A 15,875-nucleotide genomic window follows, 5' to 3' on the forward strand; every position below is an offset into this window, starting at 1 on the left:
AAATGTCAGACGATAAGAAAGTAATTTTCTCAATGCAGAAATTGAGTAAGACCTATCAGGGAGCAGACAAACCAGTACTTAAAAATATTTACCTGAGTTTCTTTTATGGTGCTAAAATTGGTATTTTAGGACTTAATGGTTCAGGAAAATCTTCTTTATTAAAAATTATTGCAGGAGTTGATAAAAACTATCAGGGAGATGTTGTTTTTCAACCTGGTTATACTGTAGGATATTTAGAGCAAGAGCCAATTCTTGATGATTCTAAAACAGTTATCGAAATTGTTCGTGAAGGAGCTGCTGAAACTATGGCGGTTTTAGAAGAATACAATCAAATTAATGATTTATTCGGTCTTGAAGAAAACTATTCCGATCCTGATAAAATGGATAAGTTGATGGATCGTCAGGCTGCTTTACAAGACAAAATTGATGCTCTTGGCGCTTGGGAAATTGATACAAAATTAGAAATTGCAATGGATGCATTGCGTACACCAGAAGGTGATACGCCTATCAAAAACCTTTCTGGAGGTGAGCGTCGTCGTGTAGCTTTATGTCGTTTGTTATTGCAACAGCCTGATGTATTGTTGCTTGATGAGCCTACCAACCACCTTGATGCTGAGTCAGTTCTATGGTTAGAGCAACATTTAGCGCAATATGCAGGAACAGTAATTGCGGTAACGCACGATAGATATTTCCTTGATAATGTTGCAGGATGGATTTTAGAGTTGGATAGAGGAGAAGGTATTCCTTGGAAAGGAAATTATTCTTCCTGGTTAGACCAAAAATCAAGCCGTATGGCACAAGAAGAAAAAGTAGCTTCTAAACGTAGAAAAACGTTGGAACGTGAGTTAGACTGGGTTCGTCAGGGAGCAAAAGGACGTCAGACAAAGCAAAAAGCACGTTTACAGAATTACGACAAATTATTAAACGAAGACCAAAAACAACTGGATGAAAACTTGGAAATCTATATTCCAAATGGTCCACGTTTAGGTACGAATGTTATTGAAGCAAAAAATGTTGCCAAAGCTTTTGGAGATAAATTATTATATGATAATTTAAATTTCACTTTGCCACAAGCCGGAATTGTTGGAATTATCGGACCGAACGGTGCTGGTAAATCGACCATTTTTAAAATGATTATGGGTGAACAAAAAACGGATAGCGGAGAATTTTCTGTTGGAGAAACGGTTAAAATCGCTTATGTAGATCAGTCGCACTCTAATATTGATCCGAATAAATCAATCTGGGAAAACTTCGCAGATGGTCAGGAATTGATTATGATGGGAGGAAAGCAAGTAAACTCAAGAGCTTATTTATCTCGTTTTAACTTTGGCGGAGGAGAGCAAAACAAAAAAGTATCTATGCTTTCTGGTGGTGAGCGTAACCGTTTGCACCTTGCAATGACTTTAAAAGAAGAAGGAAACGTACTTTTACTGGATGAGCCAACGAATGATTTGGATGTAAATACACTTCGTGCCCTTGAAGAAGGTTTGGAGAATTTTGCAGGTTGTGCCGTAATTATTTCGCACGACAGATGGTTCTTAGACAGAATTTGTACGCACATTCTAGCTTTCGAAGGAGATTCTGAAGTTTATTATTTCGAAGGAGGTTTCTCTGAATACGAAGAAAATAAAAAGAAACGTTTAGGTGGTGATTTAACTCCAAAACGTTTGAAATACAGAAAGTTGATTAGATAGTTTCTGATGAATTTTTAAATTAAAAATCCCAAATTCCAATTTAAAACTGGAGTTTGGGATTTTTTTCAATCTTGTCATTCCGAGGAACGAGGAATCTCCGCAAGAAAGTCCGTTCCAAAATTCTTCAATCTTTGTCGAGCTACTTGCGGAGATTCCTCGTTCCTCGGAATGACATAAAATGTGTGTAAATTATTTTATAAAAACTTTGCCTTTAATTCCGGGGTAGGAATCATACAGTTTTCTTTTTTACCATACCATTTGTAGCGGTTTTTAGCAATGTAATCATAAATATAGTTTCGAAGTTTTTCCGGGAATATTTTTAAAACAGAAATCAAACTATAAATTCCGCCAAGTTCTTCCGCAATTTCAATAGCGGCCGTTGATTTATAATAATATGCGACACCAGGATTGTATAAAATAACACTATCAATTTTAGTTTGATCAACGCCAATATAATTACAAATCTCAATTCCCAATTCTGATTGCAATGCTACAAAACGGAAAATATCTTTTTTATCATGTTTGATGATAAACTGAACTGAACTGTTGCATAAATTGCAAATGCCATCGAAGAGGATTATTTTTTTATTTGGTGGAAGGTTTTGCATTTTGAATGTTTTTAGGTAAAGCTTTGTCAAAGTTTAAAACTTTGACAAAGCTGGATACGTTTTTGTCATTTCTGAGAAGATTGTGTTTTTTTAATGTATCGATTAATTCTATTAAAACTAAAATTATTATAAATTCTACAAATCAAAAAACACATCCATAAACTGTTTATAATTAATTTTATAAAAAATTACATCTTCCAAATCGTATTTTTTAAAATCAGTTCTTAAATCGTCTTATTTTGATTTTTGAGTAAAATTTGACATTTCAACACTGAAAACTGCCACAGAAAAACTAAAAATTTTATTTTTTACCAGCTTCAACAAATTCCAATTCATCCAAACTTACTTTCGAAGTAAAAATTCCGTAATTGACTGTAGCTTTATTTTTTTCAATAGAATCAATACTTCCAACAGATCTTCCGTCAAGCATTCTAACTCTGTCGCCAACTTTTAAAATTGGTTTTGGTTTTTCGATAACGGGTTTAAGTTTCTTTTCTTTTTTCTCTTTTCTGATTTCTTCAACTTGAACTGAAACTTCGGCAATAACTTCTTTTTTCTTTTCGATTATAGCTTTGGCTTCTTTTGGAGTAGCTTTTTTACGTTTTGAATTTTCAATTTCTATGATTTTCAAAAATTCTCCAATAAGTTCTTTTTTGTTTTTATTGTTGAAATATTTCTCTGAAATGTCTTCGATTTTCTGACCAATGTAAATTGTCTTTTGGTTGCTGTCATATAATTCCTGATAGCTTTCCAATTTCTGTTTGATTTTTACATTGATGTTCTCCATCTTTTTACTTTCTTCACGAGCTCTTGTTTCTTCTTCTTTAAGATTTATAGAAGTTTTCTCCAATTTAGATCGCTCTTTTTGAAGTGTTGCAATGGTTTTGTCAAAACGAACTTTTCCAACTTCGATTTTCTTTTTGGCACGATTAATTAATCCAAAAGGAATTCCATTTTTCAAGGCAACTTCAAAAGTAAAAGAACTTCCGGCTTGACCGAGGGCTAATTTGTACATTGGTTCCAAAGACTTTTCATCGAACATCATATTCGCATTTGTAGCAAAAGGCAATTCGTTGGCTAAAATCTTCAAATTAGAATAATGCGTTGTAATAATCCCGAAAGCTTCACGATGGTAAAATTCTTCCAAGAAAATTTCAGCCAAAGCTCCACCCAATTCAGGATCAGAACCAGTACCAAATTCATCAATTAAAAACATGGTTTTCTTGTTGCATTTCTTCAGGAAATAATTCATGTTTTTTAATCGGTAACTATAAGTACTCAAATGATTTTCAATAGATTGATTATCTCCAATATCAGTTAAAATCCTATCAAATAAGAAAGTTTCACTTCTTTCATGAACCGGAATCAACATTCCTGATTGTAACATCAATTGTAATAAGCCAACGGTTTTAAGCGAAATTGTTTTTCCTCCCGCATTAGGTCCTGAAATTACAATAATTCGGTTATCTTGTTTTAATTCAATTGTTTGCGGATGCGTAACTTCATTTTTTTGTTTGTTATTCAGATATAAAATCGGATGATATGCTTCTCTAAAAAACAATCTTCTTTCTTCAGTTATAGTTGGTAAAATTCCGTTGATTCTGTTAGCATATTTTGCCTTTCCTGCAACAACATCAATATCACTTAGAAACTCCTGATATTCAATTAATATTGGTAAAAATGGTCGAATTTGATTTGATAATTGCTTTAAAATTCGGGTAATTTCTTCTTTTTCTTCGTATTCAAGATTCGCTAATTCTCTGGAATATTGCAAAGTAGCTTCTGGTTCGATGTAAGCAATGCTTCCTGTTTTAGAACTTCCTAAAATAGAGCCTTTTACCTTACGGCGATACATAGCCAAAACAGCCAAAACACGTCGGTTTTGCACGAAGCTTTCTTTGATATCATCTAAATAACCCAGACTATTGTTGTGGGTAAGAGCAACTCCAAAACTTTGGTTTACTTTACCGCGAACGATATTCATATTTTGGCGAATGCTCAAAAGTGCAGGTGAGGCGTTGTCTTTTATTTCACCATATTTGTCTACAATGGCATCAATAAGAGTAACGATATCTTTAGTATATTCAACTCTTGAAGCTCTTGCATTTAAATTAGGATAATAATCGTCGAATTTTTTTAGGAAATTCAATAAAAAATTTGCTGTTGATGAAAGTGTTGCAATTTTTCTAAAACTTCCAACTTCCAGGAAACTGTCTTCAATTGCCAGAAATTTTATTTCATGCGTAATGGCATCAAATCCGTGATTCGGAATTGCGTTATTATTTTCAAAAGACGAAACATATTCTGATGTTTGCATTAAAGCCTGCATCAATGTTTCTTTATCTCTAAATGGTGTTATTTGTAAAGCTTTTTCTTTTCCAATATCGGTATTACAGCCTGCAGAAATGGTTTCGAGAACTGTTGGAAATTGTAAATCTTGTAATGTTTTTTCGGTAATACTAATCATTTAATTCCTTTAATAAAGTACGTACAAAAGTACGAAAATAGTATGATTGAATTCGACAAACTTATTGCCTAAATTTTATGGCTTTGTAAATATGATTTTACTTAAAAATTTCTGAAATTCGCAATAAAAATTATCATGGACATAAAAATGCATTCTTCGTGGAAACCGGTTTTAAATGAAGAATTTGAAAAACCGTATTTCAAAGAATTAATTGATTTTGTGAAATCTGAATATACAACCAAGGTCTGTTATCCAAAAGGCAGTCAGATTTTCTCCGCTTTTGATCATTGTCATTTTGATCAGGTAAAAGTTGTTATTATAGGTCAGGATCCTTATCATGGACCTAATCAGGCAAATGGATTATGTTTTTCGGTTAATGACGATATTACTTTTCCTCCATCACTTCAAAATATTTTCAAAGAAATCGAAAAAGATTTAAATAAGGCAATGCCTAAAACCGGTAATCTGGAACGTTGGGCTGATCAGGGTGTTTTTCTGTTAAACGCAACTTTAACAGTTCGACAAGCTGAAGCCGGAAGTCATCAGGGAAAAGGCTGGGAAAAATTTACAGATGCTGTTATTAAACAAATTTCTGCTGAAAAAGAAAATGTTGTTTTTTTACTTTGGGGAGGTTTTGCTCAAAAGAAAGCGGCTTTGATTGATGCTTCAAAACATCATATTTTGAAATCTGGACATCCATCACCTTTAAGTGCAAACAGAGGATTTTGGTTTGGAAACAGACATTTTAGTCAGACGAATGAATTTTTGAAATCGAAGGGAATGAAAGAAATTGAATGGTAACAGACGTAGATACTAAATTGTTTTTTAACCTTATTTTAATTGCTTTTTTTGCTTTTTTGATATTTATAATAATTTTTAATCAGAAAAAAGCTTTTAAATTAATTGTTTAAAAACTTTTTTTAAAAATTTATTTTTTGTAAGTTAAAGTGTTGATTTTTAGAATTTTGTGTTTTTTAAGATTGTTTTTAGATGTAAAAAATATCTTTAAAGGCTAAGTATTTTTTTTGTGTAAACTAGGATTTGTTGTGGTTAAAACTATTTTTGCATTTTTGATTAAATGCCACCTATGAAACAAAAACTACTTTATCTTTTTTTTTCTTTATCTTTTTATATTTCTTACGCACAAGAGATAATTATACCTTCTAATCAGTATAATATTGACGCCAATAAGTCACTAATTGTAACAAACATGGATATTAATTATGTTAATACCACGTGGGAAGGTGAAAAATCTTCTATAACATTGGATGTTAGTTATAATTTTGAAATTCCTGTTAGTGTAATTAAGGTAGGGACTCCATATAGTTTAATTAATCCTAGCGATAGCAAAAAATACATTCTTTATTTTACCGCATTGCCTTTGATTACAATTACTGCTAATAGTGAAATTGTAAATGAACCTAATGTATTAGGTAATTTTAAATTAATTGAGAGCAATCAAAACATTATAACTTCTGATATAGGAATACAACTTAGAGGAGCTTACTCACAAAGTTTACCTAAAAAATCCTTTGAAATTGAATTTTGGGAAGATCAAAATGGTACAGAAACTCATGATGTTAGCTTATTGGGCATGCATTCTGATGATAGTTTTAATTTGCAAGCAATGTATAATGAATCTCTTAGGTTTCATAGTAAAACTAATAATGATTTATGGAAAATGATACACGAGCCATATTACCTGAATTTAGAACCGGAAGTAGTAAGTGGCATTGAAATGAAATATGCAGAACTATTTTTAAATGGTGAATATAGAGGGATATATTGTGTTGGTGAAAAAGTAAATAGAAAAATATTGAAATTAAAAAAACATAATGGAAATATAAGAGGAGAACTCTACAAAGGAGATCAATGGGGAAATAGTTCAACTTTTACATCTTTAATTCCATATAATAATGATGACTTATTATGGGGTGGTCTGGAGTACAAACATCCAAAAGAAGTAACAGATTGGAGTAATTTATATCAATTTGTTGATTTCGTGATAAATGAGACAAATAGTAATTTTTATGCTGAGTATAAAACTAAATTTGATCTCAAAAATGCAGTTGATTATTTTATATTTCTTAATTTACTTAGAGCTACAGACAATAGAGGAAAAAATTTATATATAGCAAAGTATACTGCAAATGAACCTTATTTCTATGTTCCATGGGATTTAGACGGAACCTTTGGAACAATATGGAATGGTCAACATGAAAATATTACAAATGATTTATTATCTAATGGACTTTACGATCGTCTTTTAAATGATTGTTCGTTAGCTGGTTTTCGTGAAAAGCTAAATTTAAGATGGCAGGAATTAAGAAGTACATTAATTACTCATGATAAATTAATGGATATGCTTACAAGTAATTATAAAATCCTGAAAGAAAATGGAATTTATGAAAGAGAACATCTTGCTTGGCCAGATTATAATGCTAATGAAAATGAAATAGATTATATTTCTAATTGGCTAACCAACCGATTGTCATATTTAGATATTAAATTTTCTGAAACTTGTAATACGTTGGATGTAGCAACATTTGATCAGGTTTCTAAAACTCTAGTTTATCCAAATCCAACTTCGGATATTATTAACATTAGTTCAATTGATAACCTCAGTCATTATTTATCGTTATACGATGGTACAGGAAGATTAATATTCTCAAAAAAATCCGAAGGCAATCAGGATCAAATTTCAATTAAAGATTTAAGCAAGGGAATTTACTACCTTAAAATAGTCAATTCTGAAAATAAAGTTGATGTGAAAACTATTATAAAAGAAAAGTAAAAAAGAAAGCCAGTTATATTATTAACTGGCTTTCTTTTTTACTTTTTAACAATCTCATCTAAAACAGCTTTGTTTTCGTAATTAATTACTTTTAGAATAATTTCTTGATTCTTAACTGTTTTTCCTTCTATAATATAAAGTTTTCCTTTTTTTAACGGCACATTACTTTGGTCAAAATCAACATCTCCGTAAGTCAATGTGTTTTTTACATCTGCGGTATCAACCCATTTTTCGTTCAAAGTTTGAATTGCTTTATCAGAATATTGAAAAGGTTTGGTTCTTAAGTTATTTAAAACTCTGGCATTTGGAAAATAATTGCAACGGGTATCTTTTCCGCTAAAAACAAGGGCTACAAAAAAGCATCCCATAATAAGACCAATTAAATAATAAGCAAAACGATGTACGAACTTCATGAGTAATTTTTTTGGCAAAGGTACATTAAAGTTCTTTTAAAATACAAGTAAATTAATATCGTTATCCGGTAAATCAAACCATTCGCCAATTGCTTTATTTGTTAGGATTCCGTGGTATAAGTAAACCCCGTTTTTAAGTCCTTTATTGCATCTGATAGAACTTTCTAAACCGCCTTCTTCGGCAATTTGAAGTAAGTAAGGAGTTAAGATGTTGCTTATTGATAATGAAGCAGTTTTGGAATATCTTGACGGGATATTTGGCACGCAATAATGCAAAACATTACTCTTTATAAAAGTTGGTTTTTCGTGTGTAGTAACTTCCGAAGTTTCAAAACAGCCACCAGTATCAATACTAACGTCTACAATTACGGCACCTTTTTTCATATGCTCTACCATTGTTTCTGTAACAATAATCGGGCAGCGTTCTTTACCGCGCATTGCACCAATGGCAACATCGCAACGTCGTAAAGCTTTTAATAGTGCTTTTTGCTGAACTGTAGAAGTAAAAATTCTTTGATTCAAATTATTTTGCAAACGACGTAATTTTGTAATCGAATTATCAAAAACTTTTACGTTTGCACCAAGACCTATTGCTGTTTTTGCTGCAAACTCGCCAACGGTTCCGGCACCTAAAATTACAACTTCGGTAGGAGGAACGCCGGTAATATTTCCGAATAAAAGCCCTTTTCCAAACTCATCTGTAATCATTAATTCTGATGCAATTAGGATAGAAGCTGTTCCTGCAATTTCGCTTAAAGATTTTACGGCCGGGTAAGAACCGTCTTCATCTTTGATATATTCAAATGCAAGTGCTGTTATCTTTTTCTGCGCTAACGCTTCAAAGTATTCTTTCTTTTTGGTTTTTAACTGAATAGCAGAAATGATAATCGTTTCGGGATTAATCATTTTGATTTCAGCCAGAGTAGGCGGCTCAACTTTAAGCAACATTGGGCAGCCAAAAACTTTTTTAGTGTCTTTTGTTACTTCTGCGCCCGCGTCGCTATATTCTTTGTCAGAATAACTTGAACTTTCTCCGGCTCCTGACTCGATCATAACGCGGTGTCCTTCGTATGTTAACGAATTTACAGCGTCCGGTGTCAGGCAAATACGACGTTCCTGATAACTAGTTTCCTTAGGTATTCCTATGAATAGTTCTCTTTTAAATCGGCCAACTTCAAGTTTTTCTTCTTGTGGCAACAATTGTTGTTTCGTAAATGGAGTTAAGGTTATTGACATGGGTTGTGCGAAAAATTAGAGGTACAAATTACGTAAAAAGTTTTAAAATTAGTGCAAATTTTCTGCTAATACTAAAAGCTAATATTAAGGAATTATTTTTTCCATTTTGATGTCGGCTCTTTCATAATTTACATTTCCTAAAGGAACTTCGACAAAGCCAAATTTTTCATAGAGATGAATCGCCGGAAGCAGGATTCTATTCGAATATAAATGCAGTTTTTTGATGTTATTTTCTTTTGCGACAGCTATAGAATGTTACCAAAAAGTTTATTTCCAATTCCCAGTCCTTGTGCTTTATCGGAAACAGCCATTTTGCTCAATTCGAAAGTTTTGTCATCAACTTTCATTAAAGAAACTGTTCCCAAAATTTCATCATTATATTTGGCAAAAAAAATCATTCCGCCTTTATCAATAATTTCTTCCTGCGGATTTGAAAGTGTTAATTCATCCTGATCTTCAACTCTAAAATATTTTTTAAGCCATTCAAAGTTTAATGTTTTGATGTGTTCTTTTAAATCTTCTGAAAAGGGAATTATTTCTACGGTATTTTGGATGTTCATTATATATGTATGTTGTTTCACGGAGATTCGCTAAGATTTTGCAGAGGCACACAAAGTTTTTTTATTCTTTTGCGTTTCTCTGTGTAAACTTTGTGAAGCTATGTGAAATATTTTAAACCATTTCAAGCTTTCGTTTTCCATCTTCAGATAACTCAATTGTAACTGTAGAATGTTCTTCAGGAATTAGATTTGCAATTTTTTCAGACCATTCAATAAAACACCAGTTTCCTGAATATAAGTAATCATCAACTCCCATATCAAGTGCTTCGGTTTCTTTGTTTAATCTGTAAAAATCAAAATGATACACTATATCATTATTAAGGGTATAGTATTCATTAACCAAAGAGAAAGTCGGGCTGCTTGTGGCATCTTCAACTCCTAAGCTTTTGCACAATTGTTTGATGAGAGTAGTTTTTCCAACACCCATTTCTCCGTTAAAAAGAATGATTTTTTTAGGATTTTGAGCTAAAATCTGCTCTGCTACTTCTTGAATCTGATCTAATGAAAAAACGATATTCATTGCTTATATTTGGTGTTTTTTTGCCACGAATTTCACTAATTTTCGCAAATTTTTCACATTGAAATAAAAAAAACAATTCGTGAAAATTAGTGAAATTCGTAGCTATATTTTTATTTTGGGTTGAATACCAAAAACGGAATAATCATTTCTTCTAACGAAATTCCGCCATGCTGATATGTGTTTTTATAATAACTTACATAATGATTATAGTTGTTTACATAGGCCAAAAACAAATCATTTTTGGCAAAAATAAACGAACTGCTCATATTTATTGCAGGCAAACCAATTTTTTTAGGTTCTTTGACTACATAAACATCTTTTTGCTCGTAAGTCAAACTACGTCCCGTTTTGTAACGCAAATTTAAACTTGTATTTTTATCTCCAACAACTTTTGAAGGGTTTTTTACATTGATCGTTCCGTGATCTGTAGTCAGGATTAATTTGAAACCCAAAAGTTGAGCTTGTTGAATAATCTCTAATAACGGTGAGTTTTTAAACCAGCTCAATGTCAACGAGCGATAGGCTTTATCATCAGAAGCGAGCTCTTTTACAACATCCATTTCTGTTTTGGCGTGCGATAACATATCTACAAAATTGTAAACCACAGTTACCAAATCATTGCCTTTTAGGGCTTTAAAGTTTTCGGCTAATTTTTTACCACCAGCATAATTGGTGATCTTAAAATAATCTTCTTTTATATTTAAACCTAAACGTTTTAATTGTGCCGATAAAAATTCGGCTTCATAAAGGTTTTTTCCTCCGTCTTCAACATCATTTTTCCAATATTCAGGAAATTTTTTCTCCATTTCAACAGGCATTAAACCTGAGAAAATCGAGTTTCTGGCATATTGTGTTGCTGTTGGAAGTATGGAGAAATAGGGAACTTCTTTTTCTAACTTGTAATAATTAGCAACTACGGTTTCAAAAGATTTCCATTGATCGTAACGCAAATTATCAATTACAACAAATAAAACAGGTCTGTCTTTCTTTTTAATTTCGGGAACAACCAGTTCTTTAAATAAGTTATCAGATTGAATTGGCCTGTCGGCTTTTGGTTCAAACCAATCTTCATAATTTCTTTCAATATATTTTCCGAATTGAGAATTGGCTTCAACTTTCTGTGATTCAAGGATTTCAATCATTCCCTGATCGTTAATGTTTTCAAGTTCTAATTCCCAAAAAATCAATTTTTTGTATAATTCTACCCAATCTTCATAAGAATTAACCATGGCCAATTCCATAGAAATTTTTCTAAATTCTTTTTGATAGTCTAAAGTAGTTTTCTCTGAAATTAATCTTGAATGGTCCAGATTTTTCTTTAAACTCAGTAAAATCTGATTTGGATTTACCGGTTTTATCAAATAATCAGCAATTTTAGAACCAATAGCTTCTTCCATTATATATTCTTCCTCACTCTTGGTGATCATAATCATTGGGATAGCCGACTTTTTTTCTTTCATTTCAGAAAGGGTTTCCAAGCCGCTCATTCCGGGCATATTTTCATCCAAAAAAACAATATCATAATTGTCTTCATCAAATAAAGCTATGGCATCCAGGCCGTTATTACAAGTTGTTACTTTGTAGTTTTTCTTTTCCAGAAATAATATATGTGGCTTTAAAAGATCGATTTCATCATCAACCCAAAGTATTTTAATCTTATCCATAAACAAATTAATTTTAATGCAATTTAAAGGTATAGAACTTAAAAAGTATTAAAAATAGTATAAAATTCAGAATAACAAATTCAGTTTTTTTTCAAAATTAATTTTAGATCTATTTTAATTAAGGAAATTAATAAGGTGAAATCGCATTTTTTTAAGTTAAAAACCCAAAGCTGTTTATACTTAATTACTTATATTTGTTGACCAAAAAATAACCAAATAGTGACCCACATAAATAAATTAAAAATATTTAACGACCCCATTTACGGGTTTATTTCCATCCCAAACGAACTTATTTACGATTTAATTCAGCATCCGTATTTTCAGCGTTTGCGGCGTATTTCGCAAATGGGATTGTCTTATTTGGTATATCCGGGAGCAAATCATACTCGTTTTCATCATGCTTTAGGGTGTATGCATTTGATGCAAAAAGCTATTGAAACACTTCGATTTAAAGGAGTTGCAATTTCTCAGGAGGAAGAATGCGCTTTGCTGATTGCTATTTTGCTGCATGATATTGGACATGGACCATTTTCGCACGCCATGGAAAAAAGTATTGTAGAGGATGTAAATCACGAATCTATTTCCTTGCTATTCATGAATCAGTTAAATGATGAATTTGATGGTAAATTGAGTTTGGCTATTCAGGTTTTTAAAGGTGAATATCATAGAAAATTTATGTTACAACTGATTTCAAGTCAGTTAGATATGGATCGAATGGATTATCTTAAACGTGATAGTTTTTATACCGGAGTTGCAGAAGGAAACGTAAATTCTGAACGTTTGATTCAGATGATGAATGTTGTTGATGGCGTTTTGGTTATTGAAGAAAAGGGAATTTATTCTGTTGAAAAATTTCTGCTTTCAAGACGATTAATGTATTGGCAGGCATATTTGCATAAAACTAGTCTGGTTGCCGAATTAATTTTGATGAAGGTTTTAAAAAGAGCCAAAGAACTTACATTAAAAGGAGTGAATTTGCCTTGCAGTGAACCTCTTTTGTATTTCATGAAAAACAAAATTACATTAGAGAATTTTGATGCTGAAAAATTGGATTTATTCTCTCAATTAGATGATTTTGATATTATTAGCGCTTTAAAAGCCTGGCAAAAACAAGATGATTTTATACTTTCTACATTAAGTAAAATGATCATTAACAGAGATTTATTGAAGATAAAGCTGAGTGCAGAAAAGATTCCGATGGAAGAATCCCAATCTTTGAAAGAAGAGTTTGCAGAAGAACATCATATTTCGGCTGTAGATGCCGGATATTTTATTTTTAGAGGTAAAATAAAAAACCAGGCATACAGTAAAGAGGCAGAACCGATACGAATTTTGAAAAAAGATAAAACAATTGAAGACGTTGTTGAAGCCTCTGATCAGTTGAATTTGAAATCGTTATCTAAACTGGTCACAAAATATTACATCTGTTTTCCAAAACAACTTATCTAAAATTAACATTTAAAATCTATTTTTTATATTTTTGTCGCGATGAAATTTACAGCAGAACAAATAGCAGGAATTTTAGAAGGAGAAGTTGTTGGGAATCCCAATGCAGAAGTTTCTCGACTTTCTAAGATTGAAGAAGGCGAGGAAGGATCGCTTACTTTTTTGGCTAACCCGAAATATATCAACTACATATATACTACAAAAGCGAGCGTAACTATTGTTAACGACAGCTTTGTACCCGAAGCCGAAATCACTACAACTTTAATAAAAGTGGAGGATGCATATGCTTCCTTTTCTAAACTTTTGCATTTTTATAATCAGGTAAAATTGAATAAAAATGGAATTGAAGCTCACTCTTTTATATCTGAGGGTACTAAATATGGAGAAAATCTATACTTAGGAAGCTTTAGTTATGTAGGTCAGAATGTAGTTTTGGGGGATAATGTAAAAATATATCCAAACAGTTTTATTGGTGATAACGTTGTTATTGGCGATAATGTGTATATTTTTGCCGGGGCTAAAATATATTCTGAAACCGTAATTGGCAATAATTGCACCATACATTCAGGAACTATTATAGGTGCAGATGGTTTTGGTTTTGTACCAAATGAAGAAGGTGTATATAGTAAAGTACCACAAATTGGTAATGTTATTATTGAAGATAATGTAGATATTGGTGCCAATACTACAATAGACAGAGCAACTCTGGGTTCTACGATTATTAGAAAAGGAGTTAAATTAGACAATCAAATTCAGATTGCCCATAATGTAGAAATAGGTAAAAATACTGTAATTGCCGCTCAATCAGGCGTTGCGGGTTCTACAAAAATTGGCGAAAACTGCATGATTGGCGGGCAGGTTGGTATCGCAGGCCACTTAATAATAGGTAATAATGTAAGACTTCAGGCGCAGTCGGGAGTTGCAAGAAACATCAAAGATGATGAGATTTTACAAGGATCTCCATCGCTTGGATATGGTGATTTTAACAAATCATATGTTCATTTTAAGAATTTACCTAAAATTGTTGCCGAACTGGACGAATTAAAAAAACAAATAATAAACCCAAAAAATGGAAATAATGGTTAAACAGAAGACCATCAAAAATGAAATTTCACTAACAGGAGTTGGATTACATACTGGAAAAGAAGTTACAATGACTTTTAAACCTGCTCCAATCGATAATGGTTTCACTTTTGTTAGAATAGATTTGCAAGGTCAGCCAGTGATTGAAGCTGATGCTAATTATGTTGTTAATACCCAAAGAGGAACTAATTTAGAAAAATTAGGTGTAAAAATACAAACTCCTGAGCATGTTTTGGCAGCAGTTGTTGGTTGTGATTTGGATAATATTATTATTGAATTGAATGCCTCTGAACTTCCAATTATGGACGGTTCATCAAAATATTTTGTTGAAGCAATTGAAAAAGCAGGAATTGAGGAACAAGATGCAAGCCGTAATGTTTATGTTGTAAAAGAAGTTATTTCTTTTACTGATGAAGCAACCGGTAGTGAAATTCTTGTAATGCCAAGTGATGATTATCAGGTTACTACTATGGTAGATTTTGGTACGAAAGTATTAGGTACTCAAAATGCTACTCTTAAAAGCATTTCTGATTTTAAAGCTGAAATTGCAAATTCAAGAACTTTTAGCTTTTTGCATGAATTAGAATCTTTATTAGAGCATGGATTAATTAAAGGTGGAGATTTAAACAACGCTATTGTTTATGTAGATAAAGAAATTTCTGAATCTACAATGGAAAATTTAAAGAAAGCTTTTGGTAAAGAAGAGATTTCTGTAAAACCAAATGGAGTTTTAGATAACCTGACTTTGCATTATCCAAACGAAGCGGCACGTCATAAATTGCTTGATGTTATAGGAGATTTATCTTTAATAGGAGTTCGTATTCAGGGAAAAATTATTGCAAATAAACCAGGTCATTACGTAAATACTCAGTTTGCTAAAAAATTAGCTAAAATCATTAAAATAGAACAGAGAAATCATGTTCCTGTTTATGATTTGAATCAAGAACCATTAATGGATATTCACAAAATCATGGCGATGTTACCACACCGTCCACCGTTTTTGTTGATTGACAGAATTATAGAAATGTCTGACCGCCATGTAGTTGGTTTAAAGAATGTTACGATGAATGAAAACTTCTTCGTAGGACATTTTCCTGAAGCTCCGGTAATGCCGGGTGTTCTAATTGTTGAAGCTATGGCTCAAACAGGAGGAATTTTGGTTTTAAGCACAGTTCCGGATCCTGAGAATTATTTAACATACTTTATGAAAATTGACAATGTTAAATTTAAACATAAAGTATTGCCTGGAGATACATTAATTTTCAAATGCGAATTGATTTCTCCTATCCGTAGAGGAATCTGTCATATGCAGGCAAATGCTTACGCAAATGGTAAATTAGTTACTGAGGCAGAATTAATGGCACAAATTGTAAAAAAACAATAATAATTT

13 protein-coding genes are annotated in these 15,875 nt (G+C 32.0%); 6 read left to right on the forward strand and 7 right to left on the reverse strand.

The genetic code is table 11. The features are described 5' to 3' along the window. Positions 1-2: 2 nt before the first annotated feature. Entirely contained in the window at positions 3-1,694 is a 1,692-nt protein-coding gene (ettA, locus tag AC4FQ3_RS02620; RefSeq protein WP_042567052.1) for an energy-dependent translational throttle protein EttA, read from the forward strand. 194 nt (positions 1,695-1,888) lie between these two features. Here the strand turns inward: ettA and AC4FQ3_RS02625 are convergent, their stop codons facing one another. Together AC4FQ3_RS02625 and AC4FQ3_RS02630 are read right to left on the reverse strand one after the other, a co-directional pair. Continuing rightward, the gene (locus AC4FQ3_RS02625) at positions 1,889-2,302 is read right to left on the reverse strand and encodes a thiol-disulfide oxidoreductase DCC family protein (protein ID WP_491180757.1); all 414 of its coding nucleotides are present in this window, start codon (positions 2,300-2,302) and stop codon (positions 1,889-1,891) included. A 301-nt stretch (positions 2,303-2,603) separates the two neighbouring features. Further along, entirely contained in the window at positions 2,604-4,769 is a 2,166-nt protein-coding gene (locus tag AC4FQ3_RS02630) for an endonuclease MutS2 (RefSeq protein WP_491180758.1), read from the reverse strand. A 135-nt stretch (positions 4,770-4,904) separates the two neighbouring features. Here AC4FQ3_RS02630 and AC4FQ3_RS02635 point away from each other — a divergent pair, with 135 nt between their 5' ends. Then, positions 4,905-5,570, forward strand: coding sequence for a uracil-DNA glycosylase (locus AC4FQ3_RS02635; RefSeq protein ID WP_491180759.1), 666 nt, complete (start codon positions 4,905-4,907; stop codon positions 5,568-5,570). Positions 5,571-5,856: 286 nt separating this feature from the next. Then, positions 5,857-7,563 carry a CotH family protein gene (locus AC4FQ3_RS02640; protein ID WP_491180760.1) on the forward strand — a complete coding sequence of 569 codons (1,707 nt, stop codon included), beginning with the start codon at positions 5,857-5,859 and terminating at the stop codon, positions 7,561-7,563. Between the two features lie 38 nt (positions 7,564-7,601). On the opposite strand, the gene AC4FQ3_RS02645 is transcribed toward AC4FQ3_RS02640, so the two are convergent. The 5 genes from AC4FQ3_RS02645 to porX all read right to left on the reverse strand — a co-directional run bounded on the left by AC4FQ3_RS02645 (position 7,602) and on the right by porX (position 11,956). Further along, the gene (locus tag AC4FQ3_RS02645; protein WP_302096073.1) at positions 7,602-7,976 is read right to left on the reverse strand and encodes a DUF4258 domain-containing protein; all 375 of its coding nucleotides are present in this window, start codon (positions 7,974-7,976) and stop codon (positions 7,602-7,604) included. Positions 7,977-8,012: 36 nt separating this feature from the next. Continuing rightward, complete coding sequence (locus AC4FQ3_RS02650; protein ID WP_042567047.1) at positions 8,013-9,212, reverse strand: alanine dehydrogenase; 1,200 nt, start codon at positions 9,210-9,212, stop codon at positions 8,013-8,015. A gap of 245 nt (positions 9,213-9,457) precedes the next feature. Then, positions 9,458-9,772, reverse strand: coding sequence for a GNAT family N-acetyltransferase (locus AC4FQ3_RS02655; protein ID WP_491180761.1), 315 nt, complete (start codon positions 9,770-9,772; stop codon positions 9,458-9,460). 112 nt (positions 9,773-9,884) lie between these two features. Further along, the gene (gene tsaE, locus AC4FQ3_RS02660; RefSeq protein WP_491180762.1) at positions 9,885-10,292 is read right to left on the reverse strand and encodes a tRNA (adenosine(37)-N6)-threonylcarbamoyltransferase complex ATPase subunit type 1 TsaE; all 408 of its coding nucleotides are present in this window, start codon (positions 10,290-10,292) and stop codon (positions 9,885-9,887) included. A gap of 110 nt (positions 10,293-10,402) precedes the next feature. Continuing rightward, positions 10,403-11,956: a T9SS response regulator signal transducer PorX gene (porX, locus tag AC4FQ3_RS02665; RefSeq protein WP_471733318.1), complete on the reverse strand. Its 1,554-nt coding sequence runs from the start codon at positions 11,954-11,956 to the stop codon at positions 10,403-10,405. 219 nt (positions 11,957-12,175) lie between these two features. Here porX and AC4FQ3_RS02670 point away from each other — a divergent pair, with 219 nt between their 5' ends. The 3 genes from AC4FQ3_RS02670 to AC4FQ3_RS02680 are packed head-to-tail and all read left to right on the forward strand — an operon-like array spanning position 12,176 to position 15,869. Beyond that, the gene (locus AC4FQ3_RS02670; RefSeq protein WP_491180763.1) at positions 12,176-13,405 is read left to right on the forward strand and encodes an HD domain-containing protein; all 1,230 of its coding nucleotides are present in this window, start codon (positions 12,176-12,178) and stop codon (positions 13,403-13,405) included. 39 nt (positions 13,406-13,444) lie between these two features. Further along, on the forward strand, positions 13,445-14,488 hold the full coding sequence (lpxD, locus tag AC4FQ3_RS02675; RefSeq protein WP_073394158.1) for a UDP-3-O-(3-hydroxymyristoyl)glucosamine N-acyltransferase: 1,044 nt from the start codon (positions 13,445-13,447) through the stop codon (positions 14,486-14,488). Beyond that, positions 14,481-15,869 carry a bifunctional UDP-3-O-[3-hydroxymyristoyl] N-acetylglucosamine deacetylase/3-hydroxyacyl-ACP dehydratase gene (locus AC4FQ3_RS02680; RefSeq protein ID WP_491180764.1) on the forward strand — a complete coding sequence of 463 codons (1,389 nt, stop codon included), beginning with the start codon at positions 14,481-14,483 and terminating at the stop codon, positions 15,867-15,869. Before lpxD ends, AC4FQ3_RS02680 begins: the two co-directional genes overlap by 8 nt. Positions 15,870-15,875: the final 6 nt, after the last annotated feature.

Source organism: Flavobacterium sp. AK-345 (genome assembly GCF_058310175.1).

Excerpts from the sequence above, each read along its gene's own strand:
- ettA (WP_042567052.1), top strand. The coding sequence starts at position 3 with ATGTCAGACGATAAGAAAGTAATTTTCTCAATGCAGAAATTGAGTAAG.
- AC4FQ3_RS02625 (WP_491180757.1), bottom strand. The coding sequence starts at position 2,302 with ATGCAAAACCTTCCACCAAATAAAAAAATAATCCTCTTCGATGGCATT.
- AC4FQ3_RS02630 (WP_491180758.1), bottom strand. The coding sequence starts at position 4,769 with ATGATTAGTATTACCGAAAAAACATTACAAGATTTACAATTTCCAACA.
- AC4FQ3_RS02635 (WP_491180759.1), top strand. The coding sequence starts at position 4,905 with ATGGACATAAAAATGCATTCTTCGTGGAAACCGGTTTTAAATGAAGAA.
- AC4FQ3_RS02640 (WP_491180760.1), top strand. The coding sequence starts at position 5,857 with ATGAAACAAAAACTACTTTATCTTTTTTTTTCTTTATCTTTTTATATT.
- AC4FQ3_RS02645 (WP_302096073.1), bottom strand. The coding sequence starts at position 7,976 with ATGAAGTTCGTACATCGTTTTGCTTATTATTTAATTGGTCTTATTATG.
- AC4FQ3_RS02650 (WP_042567047.1), bottom strand. The coding sequence starts at position 9,212 with ATGTCAATAACCTTAACTCCATTTACGAAACAACAATTGTTGCCACAA.
- AC4FQ3_RS02655 (WP_491180761.1), bottom strand. The coding sequence starts at position 9,772 with ATGAACATCCAAAATACCGTAGAAATAATTCCCTTTTCAGAAGATTTA.
- tsaE (WP_491180762.1), bottom strand. The coding sequence starts at position 10,292 with ATGAATATCGTTTTTTCATTAGATCAGATTCAAGAAGTAGCAGAGCAG.
- porX (WP_471733318.1), bottom strand. The coding sequence starts at position 11,956 with ATGGATAAGATTAAAATACTTTGGGTTGATGATGAAATCGATCTTTTA.
- lpxD (WP_073394158.1), top strand. The coding sequence starts at position 13,445 with ATGAAATTTACAGCAGAACAAATAGCAGGAATTTTAGAAGGAGAAGTT.
- AC4FQ3_RS02680 (WP_491180764.1), top strand. The coding sequence starts at position 14,481 with ATGGTTAAACAGAAGACCATCAAAAATGAAATTTCACTAACAGGAGTT.